We start from the raw sequence: 15,672 nt of genomic DNA on the forward strand, positions 1-15,672 counted from the left end.
GTCAGTGCCCCCAGAGCGTGTCATCGTCCTTGTATCGGGCGTCCATGATACGGTCCCACTGTTCCCCGGAGAGGTCGATGTCACATGCCGCGACATTCTCGTCCAACTGCTCGGGCGTGCGTGCGCCGATGATCGGAACACAGGTGAAGTCGTCGTGGTCCATCAACCACCGAAGCGACACCTGTGCAGGCGTCGCATCCACCTCGTCCGCGACCGATCGAATCGCGTCGAGCACTTTCCACCCGCGCTCGGAGACGTAATAGTCGCCGAACATGTCGTCGAAATCCCCGCGGGCATCGTCGGGGCCTTTCACCGCCTTCGGGTCGTCCGGGTCCGCGCGTTCGTATTTCCCGGTCAGGAAGCCCCCCGCGAGCGGGGAGTACGGACAGACCGCGATATCCTGATCCGCACAGACGTCGAGGAAATCGGCGACGTCCGTGTAGTAGCCCGCGTGGTGGAGCGGTTGGGTTACGTCGAAGCGCTCGAAGCCGTTCACGTCGGATTTCCAGAGCGCCTTCGTGAGTTGCCACGCCGCCATCGTGGACGCGCCGAGGTAGTTCACTTTCCCGTCCTCTACGAGTTCCGTCAGCGTCGCCAGCGTCTCCTCTATCGGGGTTTCGTCGTCCCAGCGGTGGATGTAGTACAGGTCGAGGTAGTCCGTACCGAGGCGGTCGAGCGTCCCCTCTATCTGGGCGCGGATATGTTTACGCGAGAGTCCCGAGTCGTTGGGACCGGGTTCGCCCCAACCGTCGAACGGGAAGTACACCTTCGAGGCGATGACGAAGTCCTCGCGGTCGTGGTCGTCTAGCCATTCCCCGATGTACTCCTCGCTCCTGCCGTTCGGGGTGCCGTACACGTTTGCGGTATCGATGAAGTTGATACCGTTCTCCCACGCGGCGTCGAGCAGTTCGTGTGCTTCCTCGCGGTCCGTTTCGAGGACGTCACCGGTGCGTTTCCCGAATCGCCACGTGCCGAAACAGAGTTCCGAGACTTTCGTACCCGTCGAGCCGAGCGTTCGATAGTTCATCTACTTCTCGATACGGATAGCGACGGAAAATAACTTACCGGCCACAAGATGTCCACTCTCCTCACGTTTTTACACGACCGCGGTGTGTGAGAGTCATGGTCGTACGGATGGGAGGGATAGGAATCGGGGGAATCGGCCAACTGGAGTTGAATTTGGCAGCGGAGATGGACGATGTCACCATCGTTGCTGGCGCGGATACAGCGACGGGGGCGCGTGCCGTGTTCGAATCCGAGTTCGATGCGCCCGGGTACGAGGACTATCGGACGCTTCTCGACGAGCATGGCGGGGAGTTGGACGGGATGGTGATCGCGACGCCGCACGCCTATCACTACGAGCAAGCGACCGCTTGCTTGGAAGCGGGAATCGACGTTTTGTTGGAAAAACCGATGACGACCGACGTACGGGATGCCGTCGATCTGGTCGAAACGGCACGACGACACGACCGTGTCCTCAAAATCGGGTACCAGCGCCATTTTCATCCAGTCTTTCAGATGATTCGGCACCTCATCGCCAGCGATCGTATCGGGAATGTCCACACCGTTGCCTGTTACATTGGACAGAATTGGTTCTCCTCACATCGGGGGTCGTGGCGGGTCGACCCGTCGATATCGGGTGGCGGCCAACTGTACGACACCGGTTCACACCTCCTCGATGCGCTCCTGTGGGTGACGAACGGGGTTCCGGAGACGGCAACTGCGTCCATCGAGTTCGCCAAGCCGGACATCGACGTGAGTGCGGCGCTCACGACACGACTGCGACTGGACGGGAGGGCGGCAATCGCGAGTATCACCGTGACGGGGGATGGTGTCGAGATGGATCCACGCGAGGGGTACGTCGTGTGGGGGACACGCGGCGGTGTGGTGTACACCGGTGACTACCTGTACATCGAACACAAGGGAGCGACCAGATACACGGTACCGACGGGGACGAAGTCGAACTTCGATATCGCGACGAGACGGAAGGTGGCGGATTTCGTCACCGCCATCGACGACGGCGAACGGCCGATCGTCCCGGACGAAGCCGTCCACGTCACTGCGCTGACGGAGGCGGCATACATGGCCGCCGCCGAAGAGCGAACCGTCGATGTCCAGCGTCTGGTTTCCGAGGCGAAACAAGCGTGAACCGGGGGGAAAGCGGTTCTGGAGAGCCGAACAGGAATCGCCGTTCCCTTCAATCGCCCTCCAGTTCGGCGACCCGAAGCATCGTTTCGAGCGCGACGTCGGGGGTGACCGAGATCGAGTCGATGTCCGCGTCGAGGAGGAACTCGACGAACCCGGGGACGGTCGATGGGGCATCGCCACAGATACCGACGCGACGGTCGTGGCGATGTGCCGTTTCGATCAGCGAACGGATGGAGCGTTCGACGGCTTCGTCGTCCTCGTGAAACAACGGTGCGAGCCGTGCGGAGTTCCGGTCGATGCCGAGCGTGAGTTGCGTGAGGTCGTTCGAGCCGATGGAAAAGCCGTCGAAGACGTCGCTGAACCGATCCGCCGAAACGACGTTCGATGGGAGTTCGGCCATCACGTACACGTCGAGGTCGTCCATCGCCAACCCGAACTCCGCCATGAGTCGCTTCACCTTCCGACCCTCGTCCGGCGTTCGACAGAACGGTACCATCACGATCACGTTGTCGAGACCGACGTCCTCCCGAACGCGACGAAGCGCTTCGCATTCGAGGCGAAACGCCTCCCGAAACCGCGAGTCGTAGTATCGGGAGGCACCGCGCCAACCGAGCATCGGGTTCGCCTCCGTGGGTTCGTACCGACGGCCGCCGCGGAGGTTTCGATACTCGTCCGTCTTGAAGTCGCTGAGACGGACGATCACGTCCCGGGGGTGGAACGCGGCGGCGATCATCGCGATGCCGGTTCGAAGCTGTTCGATGAACAGCTCCGACGCGTCGTGTTCGATGGCGTACAGCGGGTGGTCGCCGATGGCGGACGTGATGATGAACTCCTCGCGGGCGAGTCCGATCCCATCGACCGGAAGATCGGAAAGCGAGAACGCACGGGACGGGTCCCCGAGGGTCAGCATCACGTCCGTTTCCGTCTCGGGGATCTCGTCGATCCGCTCCTCGTGAACGTCGTAGACGAGCGTTCCGGCGTACACGCGACCCGTCGTTTCGGTACAATCGACCGTCACCTCGTCGCCGTCGCGGAGCGTTTTCATCGCGTCGTCGGCACCGACGATGGCGGGCAGTCCGAGTTCCCGCGAGACGATGGCCGCGTGCGACGTTTTCCCGCCGTGCTCCGTGATGATTCCCGCCGCCTTCCGCATCACCGGTTCCCAGTCGGGGTCGGTCGTCTCGGTGACGAGAACGTCCCCCGCTTCGAACCGATCCATCTCGCGGACATCGGAGAGGATTCGAACCGGTCCGGTGCCGATTGCAGTCCCGACCGAAACGCCTTCCAGTAGAACGTCGCCTTCCTCGGTTCGGCGGTAGGTTCGGACGGTTCGTTCCGTCGTCGCCGCGTGCACCGTTTCCGGTCGCGCTTGGACGATGAACAGTTCGTCCCGCTCGCCGTCGAGCAACCACTCGATATCCATCGGTCGGTCGAAGTGGTCCTCGATGCGTTTCGCGTACGTCGTGAGCAATGTGACCTGCTCGTCAGTGAGCGTCAAGCGATCCCGTTCGTTGTCAGGCACCGCTTCGATGGCGGTGTCGGTTCCCCGCCTGATCATCCGTCGTTCTTTCGTCCCGAGTTCCCGCTCGATGATGCCGTTCGTCGGTTTGAAGGCGACGTATCGGTCCGGATCGACCTGCCCTTGGACGAGTAGTTCCCCCAACCCGTAGGTCGCCTCGATGACGACGGCGTTCTCGAACCCCGTATCGGGGTCGAGGGTGAACGCCACTCCGGAACAACCGATGTCCGCCCGGCCCATCGCCTGAACGATGCAGGCGAGTTTGACCGCGAGGTGGTCGAACCCGTGGTCGAAGCGGTAGGTGATGGCACGGTCGGTGAACAGCGACGCATAACAGCCTTCGATCGCCTCGATTAGCTCCGTCTCCCCGGAGACGTTGAGAAACGTCTCCTGTTGGCCCGCGAACGACGCGGTCGGTAAATCCTCCGCCGTCGCGGAACTCCGAACGGCGACGGTGGGGTTCTCGACGCCCAGTCGTCCGCCCAGCAGACGATACTCCTCGACGATTGCCCGTTCGAGGTCTGCAGGTATCGTCGCCGGTTCGATGTCGGCTCGGATCTCCGATCCTCGCCGCTGCAACGTATCGATATCGTCCGGGTCGAGGCCAACGAGTCGAGCGGCGATCGATTCTTCGAGGCCCGTTTCCGACAAGTAGTGGTCGTACCCCGCCGCGGTGGTCGTGAATCCCGGAAGTACGGGTACGTTGAGCGTGGTAAGCTCTCCGAGGTTCGCGCTTTTGCCCCCGACTATATCGACGTTGGCACTCCCTACGTCCGCAAGCTGTCGTACGAACTGATCGTTCCCCACGATAATTCCCCCCGTCAGCACACTCGTCGCGCACCACAGTGAAACTACCCCCGTCGAGTTGAACTGCGTCTCTCCAACTCCCCCTACCGCACCGTAGGCTGGTCTTTCGAGGCCACCCGTCGAGGCAAACGATCACCGTTTCTTATTGAGTCGTTCGGTGTTTGGAACACGTACATGAGGTGCTGTCGTCTATCCGTTACGAGCGCCTGCGGGCGTCGTGACGACTCTGTAAAACGAGCACGGCGGGTGTCGAGCAGCCGAAGCGGTGAGAAACCGTCGTTCACCACCGGTCCGATCGAACGATGAGGAACATCCGTCTCGGGTCGTTGTTCGGGATTCCCATCCAACTGAACCTGAGCTTTCTCATCGTCCTCCCGTTAGTCGCGTATCTGATCGGCATTCAAATCGCCCCGCTCGCCGACGTCCTCAATCAGTTGTGGAACGCTCGGATCGAGACGGGCACGCTCGTCGGCGGGTGGATGCCGTGGATACTCGGGGTTCTGTCGGCGGTCGGGTTGTTCGTCTGCGTGATCCTTCACGAACTGGGTCATTCGCTCGTCGCACGACGGTTCGGGTTCGGCACCGAATCGATCACGCTCTGGTTTTTGGGTGGTGTTTCCGCCCTCGAAGAAATCCCGGAGGATTGGCGTCAGGAGTTTCTGGTCGCCATCGCCGGTCCGCTCGTGAGTATCGTTCTCGGCGTGATCTGTTACGGGGCTCTCGTGGTCGTCCCGGCCGGTCTCGATGCGGTTCGGTTCATCGTCGCCTATCTCGGTCTGCTCAACTTCGTTCTCGCGCTGTTCAACCTGTTACCCGGGTTTCCGATGGACGGTGGCCGAATCCTCCGTGCGCTCCTCTCCCGAACCCGCTCTCACGCCCGTGCCACGCAAATCGCCGCGACCGTCGGGAAGGGCGTGGCGGTCGTCTTCGGTATCGTCGGACTCCTGTCGCTCAACATCTTTCTCATCGGTGTCGCCTTCTTCGTGTATCTCAGCGCCACCAGCGAAGTGGTCCAAGAGACGCTATCCGGGGTCGAGGACATCCCGGTGAGCGACATCATGACTCCGGTCGCCGACTGGGATACCGTCGAACCCGAATCGACCGTCTCGGAGCTGTTCGAACGGATGTTGGACCAGCGACACGTCGGCTATCCCGTGATCGAGGACGGCCAGGTGGTCGGCATCGTCACACTGGACGACGCCGCTCGCGTTCCGGTCGAAAAGCGCGACGAGAACACGATTCGATCCGTGATGAGCAGTGACCTCGAAACCGTGTCCGCCGACGAGAGCGTCGAGGAGTTCATGACGGATTTCCAACGCAGTAACGTCGGCCGCATGTTCGTGGTCGATCCTTACGGGGAGATCATCGGCTTGGTCACACGGACCGACCTGATGACGGTTCTCGAAATCACGAGGCAGTGAGCGGATGCTGCAAAGTGCCTCGCTTCCCCTTCTCTCGGTGGTGTTCCTCGGCGCGGCCGCGGTCGTGTACGTCGCCAGCATCTACGTCTCGGACACGACCGACGTCCTCTCGATACGGTGGAAACTGGGACAGGCGCTGAGTGGGCTCGTCCTGCTCGCGGTCGTCACGAACCTCCCGGAACTCGTCATCACGGTGAGTGCCGCGCTCGCCGACAACGTGGACTTGGCGGTGGGGAACGTTCTCGGCGGAATCGCGATTCAAACGGTCGTTCTGGTCGTGTTCGACGTCTTCGGTACCGGACGGTCGAAGGGACTCACGTACTGGGCATCATCACTACAGTTGGTCATCGAGGCGAGCGTCGTGGTCGCGGTCCTCTCCGTGACGGTGATGGGGAGCCAACTGTCATCGGCGTTTCTCGTGTTTCGCGTGACACCACCGGAGATACTGATCGTGTGCCTCTGGCTCGGCGGCGTGTGGATCATCGCGAAGGCCCGCACGGGGTTGCCGTGGGAACGGGAGGGTGCGGCCCCCGGCGGGCAGCAAGCGCCGCGGGGAACCGCCAAACGGAAGAAACATCGCCGAATGAAAGCAGCCGGTAATTCGACGCGGTACGTCGTGGGCGTCTTCCTGCTCGCCGCGCTTGCGACGCTCGTCGGTGGCGTGGTGCTCGAACGCACCAGCGACCTGATCGCACGCAGGACTGGGGTCAGTGGCGCAATCTTCGGAGCGACAGCGTTGGCGGCGGTCACCTCGCTGCCTGAGGTCGCGACGGGAATGGCGGCGATCAAACTCGGCGACTGCGAACTCGCCATCAGCGACATCTTCGGCGGCAACGGGTTTCTGCCGACGCTGTTCCTCGTAGCCTCGCTCCTTTCCGGTCGGGCCGTACTCGCCACGATGCCGCCGAGCACCCTCTATCTCACCGCCCTCGGCATTCTCCTCACGAGCATTTACAGCATCGGCCTCATCGTCCGACCGCGTCGGCAACGGTTCCGGATGGGAATCGACTCACTGCTGGTACTCTCCCTCTACTGTCTCGGCGTTTTGGGTCTCGCCACGATGTAGCTAGTCGGATAGACGACCGAGGAGGACCACCTATCGGAGGACGGACCGAGTCTACTGCACGTTTCGGGAAGGCTACGAAAACGAACCGTTCCGGTAGGCACGGGCTGTGAGGGGTAGGCATCGATTATCCGCGTTGAGCGGTTCTCATCACGGGGGAGAGATCGGAATGACGACTACGGCGTTACGACGAGCTTACCGACGCTCTCACGGTCCTGCATCGTCGCGAACGCGGCGTCGGTTCGTTCGAGCGAGTAGGTTTCGTCGATCTCCGGTGTGAACGCGCCGTCGGCGACGAGTTCGACGAGCGTCTCCAGATCGCCCTGTGTCCCCATCGTGCTGCCGATGACGTGTTTGTGACCGAGGAAGAGGTCAGGTATGTCGATCTCGGACGTTCCACCGGCCGTCCGCCCACAGACCGCCATTCGGCCACCGCGTCGCAGAACGTCCAAGCCGAGTTGGGTATACGCGCCGCCGAGGTGGTTGAGGACGCCATCGACCGGTCCGATGTCGGCGACCAAATCCCGGATGTCGTTCGGGTCGGTTCCCTCGACCGGGTGGTCGAGGCCGAGCGATTCGAGGCGGTCGAGTTTCGCCCGCGAGGAGGACGTCCCGACGCTCCGTGCATCGAGGACGGCCACGAGTTGCACGCCAGCGACGCCGACACCGCCGGTCACGCCGGGGATGAACACCACGTCGGTCGGACCGGCTTCGACCCGACGGAGCATGTGATACGCGGTCATGTAGGCCGTCGGGAGCGCGGCCGCTTCGACCATACCCACGGAATCCGGGAGCGGAACGAGGCGGTCAGCTTGGACGCGAGCGGCCTCGGCGAGGCCGCCGTGGTAGAGGGAGAAGTTCTCACAGAGGTTCTCCGGACCCTCCCGACAGTAGCGACACGTCCCGCACGTCTCGTTCGGGCAGAGTACAACGCGGTCACCGGGTTCGATATCGGGGACGTCATCGCCAACGTCCCGGACGGTTCCGGCGACATCGAGACCGCTGACGAACGGCAGATCGTCCGTATCGACCATCGCGGAGTCGCCTTCGAGAATCCAGAGGTCGTGACGGTTGATCGAACACGCCTCGACCGAAACCACCGCCTCTCGACGTCCCGGTTCGGGAATCGGTCGGTTGATTATCGAGACGCCATCCGGGCCGGAAAGATCATTGAAAGCTGCGACACGCATCGAATGGGCGTTCGCTCCCCTCGTAGTTAGTGATAAGGGGAGGATAACGGGGTAGAAGCACATAACTAGAGGTCATCGATACGTTCAATGATCGACAACGTCGGACGTGAACGATCGTTCGTCGGGAGGAGGAGCACGCTCGTACCGTCGGATTTCACGAGGTTTGGCGGTAGGACGGGCAGTATCGTTCTTCCCAGCATCTCCGAGATTTCCTCCGAATCGGACACGATTCGACTTCGTACAAACTCGTGGCAAAACGGCTTTTCGGCTCGAAATTCATGGAGTTACTCCGTTCCATCTCCTATTTTTAGGAACGACCTTCGAGTAGTAATGTGCGTAGAACAATGGAAGCACTACTCGTTTGAAAAAGTATGTCCGCAGATGCAACAGTCATGGACCAGGAATTCGCCGATATGATCGATTCGTTCTTCGAAGACGCAGACACGGTGCTCATCGTCAATCCAGCGCCGAACGTCTTCCAAACGGTGATGTTGACGGCAGCCTCGTTCGACGGTGATCTGCCGCACATGCAGGTACTTGCCGATCCGGACGTGCTGAAAGCGTCGCTGGATGATTTCATCCTCGCGAGCCAGGTTTCGGATTTGATCGACCAGGACTCCCTCGAACTCCGGACGACGGGCGATATCGCACGTAGTTCGTTGCTCGTCAGCGATGACGAGGTCGTAACCGTCATCACGTTGGATGGGGAGTTGACGGGGCTTCGCTCGACGGATGGCGATTTGGTCGAAAACGTCCAATCGACGTTTTCGGACGACTGGGAGGACGGGGATGTGTATTCCCTGCGAACGCCACCGCTGTCGCGCATCCAGGAAACGCTCAGTGAGGACTTCGGCGACGACGTCGAAGAGGACTTCATGATGGTCGTCGACTCGGTCGATACGATTCCCGGCGAAGACGACGAGTTGGATGAAGTGGCCATCGCCTTGTTGGTGGCGGCGAACAACGAGGTGCTCCTCTACGACATCAGCAAATGGGGTGAGGACACCGGTGTCGCGAGTAAAGCAACCTTCTCGCGGACGAAGACACGGCTCGAAGACCGTGGCCTCATCGATACGGAAAAGGTCCCGATCGATGTCGGTCGGCCACGACTTCGGTTGATCTTGGTACCGGACGATTTGGGTGACGTCGAGGGTCTCGCTGGCCAAGTGAGCGGCTAGGTTCGTGTGAACGCGACCCCGTCGAAGGGTTCGAGAGCGAGCGTCACTGTCGAGAATAGATGATAGATCGACCGACCGTTCGAGAGCCAGTTACGAGTGCGTTCGTGTACTCGGTGTCCGGTTCACGTTCTATGTTGTGGACACGCTCTCCCAGGAAACGGGACGACACATTGACACGGCTCGTCGGCGATGGGATTAGCGCGACCACAGATCGGCTGACCCAGAGAATTTATTGGAGGGTTACTACGGAACATAATATCCATATATTGGAGAATTAATATATGTGTTTTCGAATTTTCTCGATGTATGTCTGACGCTCGTCTAACAATGGCCGATGAATCAAGACGTGTTACAGACACCACTCCACGGCGGTGTTCGCACTCGTCCCGGAGAACAGACAGCAGTGACTGTCAGATCGGCAGGTTTAGATCGGAATCGGTAGTATCGTAATTTGTCTCGAGAGAGACACAGATGTCCGTCGATCGCTATGATACGTCTGAAGACAGTGTGTGCTGAGATTGATAACTCTCCCCACTGTCTTCGCCATACGGCGAGCGTTCGCCGCTCGATTGGTCGCTGACCGATTCGGTTATTATTCTCCCCGAGAGTGTCTGTTTATATAATGAGTTCAGTAGTCGTTCGAGCGTGGGGAATCACGCTCGGACTACTAACCGCCACACTCCTCGCGGTTGCGGCCGTCGTTCGGACGGGGGCTCCGCTTCCGATCGTCGGCTTCGGGCTTCTCGTGTTCGTCGTCATCGCGTATCTGTCCTATCGCTCCGGCGGGCGCTACGAGTTCGAACACGAACACGCCAGACCGTTCGACCCCAGCGAGTTTCCGGACGTCCAACGGGCGGTCCTCGACGTCTGCGAGCGTGCCGGTCGGCCCCTCCCTCGGGTCGTCGTCATGGAGATGGACGCACCAGGTGCCGTCGTCGGCTACGACGATGGCGAACCAGTCGTCGCTCTCGATCCGCTGCTCCCGCAGATCGTCGGGCGGGCGGGAATCGAGGCGCTGTTCGCACACGAACTCGGCCACCTCGGGAACGATATTCACACGGACGCGGTCCGTGCGTACATCCCGCAGATACTGGGGTTCTGCACGTTCTGGCTCGTCTTTCTCGCGGGACGGGGTCCGTTCGTAGCCGCCGTCGGCTCGCTGCTGTTCAGTGCAGTGACGTTCATCGATGATCGACGTATCCGCCGTCTCCGCTACGTTTGCAGTCTCGGTATCGAACCGCTCGCGCTCGCGCTGAGTCGGTACGCGAATCGACTGGAGGAGTACCGCGCGGATGCGTACGCCGCCCACGTCGTCGACCCCGAGACGCTCGCCGCCGCGCTCTACCGGGTCGCCGCAATCGCAACCGGCGACAACACGGAGGACATCGCCGGACCGATACCGTGGAACGCGGATCGTTCGTTCCGCTTTTCGGTGTTCGCCACCCATCCGTCCATGGAAAACCGCGTCGCCCGACTCGATTGTGAGATCCCCACGTGGGCGAGTCCATATCGACCGCGGCAGGTCGCATGACACCGCTCGGGAGTCTTCAGCCACCGATGAGGTGACCGCGTTTCGGATCATTTCCTTCCGCCGGAAAAAAGCGAGTGCCAAAGACTCGTATCCGATGGAAACTCCGAAACGATCCCCTCGACGGTCACGAATACCCGTTCGCTCGTGTGCAATTCGTCGTGGAACGTCGATGAGACCAGTTCCATGAACGTTTCCATCTTTTCGATTGCCGTCGTCGTGTCGTCGTATTCGTCGACGACGTAGTCGTGCCGATGAATCAACGCCGTACTATCGACGACCGAAACGCGGAGTTGGATGTCGCCGGACGCGTCCGAGGAACGAAACACGAGACCGACGACGACCTGTGCGGAATCGGTTACGTCGTACGCGTAGGTCGCCCGAGGATCGGTGACGCTACTGGCTGTTTCGTACCATCCGTCAGGAAGATCGACTGACCGATCAACCGCATCCGAGTCACTGGGATTTTCTAACATGACTAGGTATCACCACGCTGTTGGAAGACGCTCGCCGAGATTCGATCCCTGCAGGGGATTCACTCCACCACCCCTGACGTCCAGCCAAGCCACAGTTCGGGATACGTTCCGACGACACGCCCCGTCGCCCGCAGTATCTCCATGGACGTTCTCGTCTTCATCCTCCCTTGAACGTACTAGCCGGTCGGACAAAAGAGCTTTGATTGAACGTTCAATAAACGTGCCTCGGAGCACGTAGGTTGACGCGAGGATTGGTTTCGACGGACGCCAGATTATTGTTAGGTTATCTACACTAATTTTGGCGGTAAGCACATGTTACTCAAATAGATAGAGTACGAATAGAAACTATGTCTAATGGCACGAGAATCACCGAGACGACGAACTGGTTCGAAAACGGGCACACGCCCACGGACCCAGCCGATCCACCGCAGTACGCGTTGGTCGCCGTTCGTTCGATCGATCCGTGCCAGCCGCTAACCGTGAGCCTGATCGAAACGATCGTCGATGTTTTGGAACCGCCGAACGGTCAGACCTCGCTCAGTTTGTACCAGTACGTGAACCCGGACGCGCTCGAAGACCTCGTCGAGACGAGCGGAACGAAAAAGAGCGGCGTCGAAGTTCGATTCGTGATCGAGAACCATCTCGTCACCGTTCGGAGTAACAACACCGTCCTCATCTACGAACCGCTCGGCGCACGACGCGACAGCGACAGAAACCCCATACTCAACTAGGGACCAGCACGGGTAGGGACCGTGCGAGATGTCGTATCCGAGATGCGATTCGATGAACATAGTGGAAGGGGGTAGTTTCCATGAACGGTGACGGTCGAGGATGTCGTGGTATCGAGAATGCCGAACGACGAATCGTATCACTTGGATCACCGGAATCAGTCGGTTAATGGGCCTGGACGAATCAGTACTTCACCATGCAAACGAAACCCACGGTTAATCATCGACGATATCGACCGTTCGGCCAGCGTACATGGAGGACGCTATGAAGATAGACACGGTCGAGTACAACGAGGTCAGGCCCGGCGAGATGACGGGTACCGCTGTTCAGCGTCGAGAAGACCGACATCTTCTGACGGGGGATGCTCGGTACACCGACGACATTCAATATCCGGGGATGGGCTACCTCGCGCTGCTCGGCAGCCAGTACGCTCACGCCCGAATCGAGTCGATCGACGTGAGCGACGCCGAAGCTCGCAGCGACGTGATCGCCGTCTATACGTACCACGATTTACTCGAATCCGGCCTCGATGGCGCGATGCCGGCCGCCGAACTCGACGCCGAGGACCTCCAAGAGGACGGCACCAATGAGGAGGACACGTCCGTCAAACGGCCGCTCCTCGCCGACGATCGGGTCCGATATCAGGGCCAACCCGTCGCGGCGGTCGTCGCCGAAGAGCGCTACGCCGCCTTCGACGCACTCGATGCGATCGACGTGGAGTACGAACGACTCGATGCGGCCCCGGAACTCGACGACGCTGTATCGTCGGACGCGCCGACGATTCACGACCCCGCACCGAACAACGTCGCCTTCGAGTGGGAGACCGGCGAACGCGAGGAGACCGAGGAGGCGTTTTCGGGGGCCGCACACACGGTCTCGCTCGATCCGTCGAACAACCGCGTGATTCCGACGGCGATCGAACCCCGAGCGGCGGTCGCCCAGTACCAACCATCGGACGACAAACTGACCGTCGAGCTATCGAGTCAGAACCCGCATGCAGTACAGAACCGACTCGGCGACGTTCTCGGATTACCTCGTCACCGCATCACCGTCCGCGTGCCGGACGTCGGCGGCGGCTTCGGCGCGAAACTTCAACCGTACGCCGGTCATCTCCTGACGGCGTGGTGTTCGATGCAACTCGAACGGCCGATCAAGTGGCAAGCCCGCCGGACCGACGACTTCCAATCGATGGTTCACGCTCGCCGACAGCGAACCACCATCGAGGCTGCGCTGGACGAATCGGGACACATAGTGGCACTTCGAGGGGATATCGACGCGGACCTCGGCGGCTATCCCACGGTCGGTGGCGTCGGCATTCCGAAGGGAACCGCCGGGATGCTCTGTGGGGCCTACGACATCGACGTCGGACACGTCACCGTTCGCGGGGTGATGACCAACACGGCCCCGATATCGGCCTACCGCGGTGCCGGTCGACCGGAGGCGGCGTACATCATCGAACGACTGGCGAGTGCCTGCGCCCGCGAACTCGACATGGACCCGGTCGAATTCCGTCGCCGAAACTTCATTCCGCCGGAGGCGTTCCCGGTCGAGACCGGCCTCGGGATGAACTACGATAGCGGCGAGTACGAGAAGACCCTCGACCGAGCCCTCGAACTCGTCGAGTACGACGCGTTCCTCGAACGGCAGGAACGTGCCCGGGACGACGGACGGTATCTGGGTATCGGGATTTCGTCGTACGTTGAGATCTGTGGCGGGTCCGCGGGGAGCATCGAGAGCGGCCAAGTGAGGGTCAACGCCGACGGGCAAGTCGTCGTTCACACCGGCACCCAAGATACGGGGCAGGGTCACGCGACGAGCTACGCACAGATCGTGAGCGACGAACTGGGCGTCGATTACGACACCATCGAAATCGTCGAGGGGGACACCGACAAGGTCACCGAAGGGGGAGGAACCGCCGGTAGCCGCAGTTTGCCGATGGCGGGGAACGCCATTCGGAAGGCGTCCCGAGGGATAGAGGAGAAGGCCCGTACGATCGCCGCCCATCAGCTCGAAGCGTCCGAGGCGGATATCGAGTTCTCGGACGGCGAGTTCCACGTCCGAGGCGCACCGGAGTACGGCGTTACGTTCCAAGACGTCGCTAACGCCGCGTATAATCCGCGGAAACTCCCGGACGACGTCGATCCCGGCTTAGAGACGTCGGTGTACTTCGAACCGGAGGGATCGACGGCACCGTTCGGTACCCACGTCGCGATTGTGGAAGTCGATCCGGAGACCGGCGAAATCTCGTTCCAGCGGTACCTCGCCGTCGACGACGTCGGCCCGCAGGTCAATCCGAAACTGGTCGAGGGGCAGATCGTCGGCGGGATCGTCCAGGGAATCGGTCAGGCGTTGTACGAGGACGGTCACTACGATTCGAACGGGAACCTCGCGACGTCTTCCTTGCAGGACTACGCGATCCCGAAGACGATCAGCGTCCCCGACATCGAGTGGGACAGCACCGTGACGCCGTCGCCGAACAACGCCCTCGGCGTGAAGGGCGTGGGCGAGGCGGGCACCATCGGCTCGATGCCCGCAGTCGTCAACGCGGTACTCGACGCGCTGGAACCGTTCGGGGTTGAGACGCTCGACATGCCGTTGACCAACGAGACGGTGTGGTCGGCGATAGAAACGGCGAACGGAGGATAGTGCTACCGATTATCTAAATCTAGATTTTACTAATCACGATTTTACTAACGGAGGTTTTGCTAATCCGGTGACGGCTACCGAATTCGGGCAGATAGTCACAATTCGGACGGTCTCCACCTATCGCGTCACGAATCAGTCGAAACAACGCCTCACGCCGTGTTCACCATCCCGCCATCGACGATGATCGATTCGCCCGTCACGTAACTTGCGAGGTCGCTCGCCAAGTACAGCGCCGTGTCGGCGATGTCGTCGGGAGTTCCAAATCGCCCCAGTGGAATCGATTGGCGCATCTGCTCGCCGGATTCCGTGCCGATGGTCGGAACGTCCTCGGTCGTCATCGCCGTCTCGATGACGCCCGGGTGGATGGCGTTCACCCGAATCCCGTCCGCTCCGAGTTCCGCGGCGAGCGAGTACGTGAGCAGTCTGATACCGCCTTTCGACGCACAGTAGGGCGAGAGGTCGCTGTAGCCCTGAATCCCCGCGATGCTGGAGACGTTCACGATGCTGCCGCCGTCGTCCTCGCGCATCCGCCGTGCCGCCGCCTGTGAGCCGAAAAACACGCCGTTCAGGTTGATATCCAGCAGTCGCTGGTACGCGTCCGGGTCGATGTCGGTCACCGGAGCGGTCGGGCCGACGATACCCGCGTTGTTCACCATCACGTCGATGCCGCCGAACTCGTCCACGGCCGTGTCGACGGCCGCCGTCACGGCAGCGGGGTCGCTGACGTCACACGGAACGAAGACGGCGTGCGCGTCGGTCTCCTCCTCGATCCGTTCGTGGGTCTTCGCCCCGTCCTCACGAGGGTCGTCCCGTACGTCCGCGACGACGACGTCGGCCCCCTGTTCGGCGAACGTTCGTGCGATGGCTCGACCGATTCCACTTGCAGCACCCGTTACGACCGCTGACCGTCCCCCAAGTATCCCATCCATACGAGGCTAGATGATGTCATTCGTTGTCAATGTTGCTG

The 15,672-nt window shown here is 61.0% G+C and carries 12 protein-coding genes; 7 read left to right on the top strand and 5 right to left on the bottom strand.

The features are described 5' to 3' along the window. Position 1: 1 nt before the first annotated feature. Positions 2-1,027: an aldo/keto reductase gene (locus NKF25_RS06120; protein WP_253225814.1), complete on the bottom strand. Its 1,026-nt coding sequence runs from the start codon at positions 1,025-1,027 to the stop codon at positions 2-4. Positions 1,028-1,122: 95 nt separating this feature from the next. On the opposite strand from NKF25_RS06120, the gene NKF25_RS06125 reads away from it, so the two are divergent. Continuing rightward, positions 1,123-2,148 carry a Gfo/Idh/MocA family oxidoreductase gene (locus NKF25_RS06125; protein WP_253225815.1) on the top strand — a complete coding sequence of 342 codons (1,026 nt, stop codon included), beginning with the start codon at positions 1,123-1,125 and terminating at the stop codon, positions 2,146-2,148. A 49-nt stretch (positions 2,149-2,197) separates the two neighbouring features. Here the strand turns inward: NKF25_RS06125 and ppsA are convergent, their stop codons facing one another. Next, entirely contained in the window at positions 2,198-4,474 is a 2,277-nt protein-coding gene (gene ppsA, locus NKF25_RS06130) for a pyruvate, water dikinase (protein ID WP_253225816.1), read from the bottom strand. Positions 4,475-4,776: 302 nt separating this feature from the next. Between ppsA and NKF25_RS06135 the strand changes: the two genes are divergently transcribed. Then, entirely contained in the window at positions 4,777-5,895 is a 1,119-nt protein-coding gene (locus tag NKF25_RS06135) for a site-2 protease family protein (RefSeq protein ID WP_253225817.1), read from the top strand. 4 nt (positions 5,896-5,899) lie between these two features. Next, positions 5,900-6,961, top strand: coding sequence for a hypothetical protein (locus NKF25_RS06140; RefSeq protein WP_253225818.1), 1,062 nt, complete (start codon positions 5,900-5,902; stop codon positions 6,959-6,961). Positions 6,962-7,134: 173 nt separating this feature from the next. On the opposite strand, the gene NKF25_RS06145 is transcribed toward NKF25_RS06140, so the two are convergent. Further along, positions 7,135-8,148 carry an alcohol dehydrogenase catalytic domain-containing protein gene (locus tag NKF25_RS06145; RefSeq protein ID WP_253225819.1) on the bottom strand — a complete coding sequence of 338 codons (1,014 nt, stop codon included), beginning with the start codon at positions 8,146-8,148 and terminating at the stop codon, positions 7,135-7,137. 371 nt (positions 8,149-8,519) lie between these two features. Between NKF25_RS06145 and NKF25_RS06150 the strand changes: the two genes are divergently transcribed. Beyond that, positions 8,520-9,326: a DUF5821 family protein gene (locus NKF25_RS06150; protein ID WP_253225820.1), complete on the top strand. Its 807-nt coding sequence runs from the start codon at positions 8,520-8,522 to the stop codon at positions 9,324-9,326. A 622-nt stretch (positions 9,327-9,948) separates the two neighbouring features. Continuing rightward, complete coding sequence (locus NKF25_RS06155; protein ID WP_253225821.1) at positions 9,949-10,857, top strand: M48 family metalloprotease; 909 nt, start codon at positions 9,949-9,951, stop codon at positions 10,855-10,857. 47 nt (positions 10,858-10,904) lie between these two features. Here NKF25_RS06155 and NKF25_RS06160 read toward each other — a convergent pair whose 3' ends face one another. Then, entirely contained in the window at positions 10,905-11,330 is a 426-nt protein-coding gene (locus NKF25_RS06160) for a hypothetical protein (RefSeq protein WP_253225822.1), read from the bottom strand. A 347-nt stretch (positions 11,331-11,677) separates the two neighbouring features. Here NKF25_RS06160 and NKF25_RS06165 point away from each other — a divergent pair, with 347 nt between their 5' ends. Both NKF25_RS06165 and NKF25_RS06170 read left to right on the top strand, forming a co-directional pair. Beyond that, positions 11,678-12,061, top strand: coding sequence for a HalOD1 output domain-containing protein (locus tag NKF25_RS06165; RefSeq protein WP_253225823.1), 384 nt, complete (start codon positions 11,678-11,680; stop codon positions 12,059-12,061). Positions 12,062-12,323: 262 nt separating this feature from the next. Then, positions 12,324-14,705, top strand: a complete 2,382-nt coding sequence (locus tag NKF25_RS06170; protein ID WP_253225824.1) for a xanthine dehydrogenase family protein molybdopterin-binding subunit — start codon at positions 12,324-12,326, stop codon at positions 14,703-14,705. 149 nt (positions 14,706-14,854) lie between these two features. On the opposite strand, the gene NKF25_RS06175 is transcribed toward NKF25_RS06170, so the two are convergent. Continuing rightward, the gene (locus NKF25_RS06175) at positions 14,855-15,634 is read right to left on the bottom strand and encodes an SDR family oxidoreductase (RefSeq protein ID WP_253225825.1); all 780 of its coding nucleotides are present in this window, start codon (positions 15,632-15,634) and stop codon (positions 14,855-14,857) included. Positions 15,635-15,672 lie beyond the last annotated feature (38 nt).

Source organism: Haladaptatus sp. AB643, assembly GCF_024136975.1.
GTDB lineage: Archaea > Halobacteriota > Halobacteria > Halobacteriales > Haladaptataceae > Haladaptatus.

What these genes read in the sequence shown, in the direction of transcription:
- NKF25_RS06155 (WP_253225821.1), top strand. Translation starts at nt 9,949, where the DNA reads ATGAGTTCAGTAGTCGTTCGAGCGTGGGGAATCACGCTCGGACTACTA.
- NKF25_RS06145 (WP_253225819.1), bottom strand. Translation starts at nt 8,148, where the DNA reads ATGCGTGTCGCAGCTTTCAATGATCTTTCCGGCCCGGATGGCGTCTCG.
- NKF25_RS06165 (WP_253225823.1), top strand. Translation starts at nt 11,678, where the DNA reads ATGTCTAATGGCACGAGAATCACCGAGACGACGAACTGGTTCGAAAAC.
- NKF25_RS06135 (WP_253225817.1), top strand. Translation starts at nt 4,777, where the DNA reads ATGAGGAACATCCGTCTCGGGTCGTTGTTCGGGATTCCCATCCAACTG.
- NKF25_RS06140 (WP_253225818.1), top strand. Translation starts at nt 5,900, where the DNA reads ATGCTGCAAAGTGCCTCGCTTCCCCTTCTCTCGGTGGTGTTCCTCGGC.
- NKF25_RS06160 (WP_253225822.1), bottom strand. Translation starts at nt 11,330, where the DNA reads ATGTTAGAAAATCCCAGTGACTCGGATGCGGTTGATCGGTCAGTCGAT.
- NKF25_RS06125 (WP_253225815.1), top strand. Translation starts at nt 1,123, where the DNA reads ATGGTCGTACGGATGGGAGGGATAGGAATCGGGGGAATCGGCCAACTG.
- NKF25_RS06120 (WP_253225814.1), bottom strand. Translation starts at nt 1,027, where the DNA reads ATGAACTATCGAACGCTCGGCTCGACGGGTACGAAAGTCTCGGAACTC.
- NKF25_RS06175 (WP_253225825.1), bottom strand. Translation starts at nt 15,634, where the DNA reads ATGGATGGGATACTTGGGGGACGGTCAGCGGTCGTAACGGGTGCTGCA.
- NKF25_RS06150 (WP_253225820.1), top strand. Translation starts at nt 8,520, where the DNA reads ATGTCCGCAGATGCAACAGTCATGGACCAGGAATTCGCCGATATGATC.
- NKF25_RS06170 (WP_253225824.1), top strand. Translation starts at nt 12,324, where the DNA reads ATGAAGATAGACACGGTCGAGTACAACGAGGTCAGGCCCGGCGAGATG.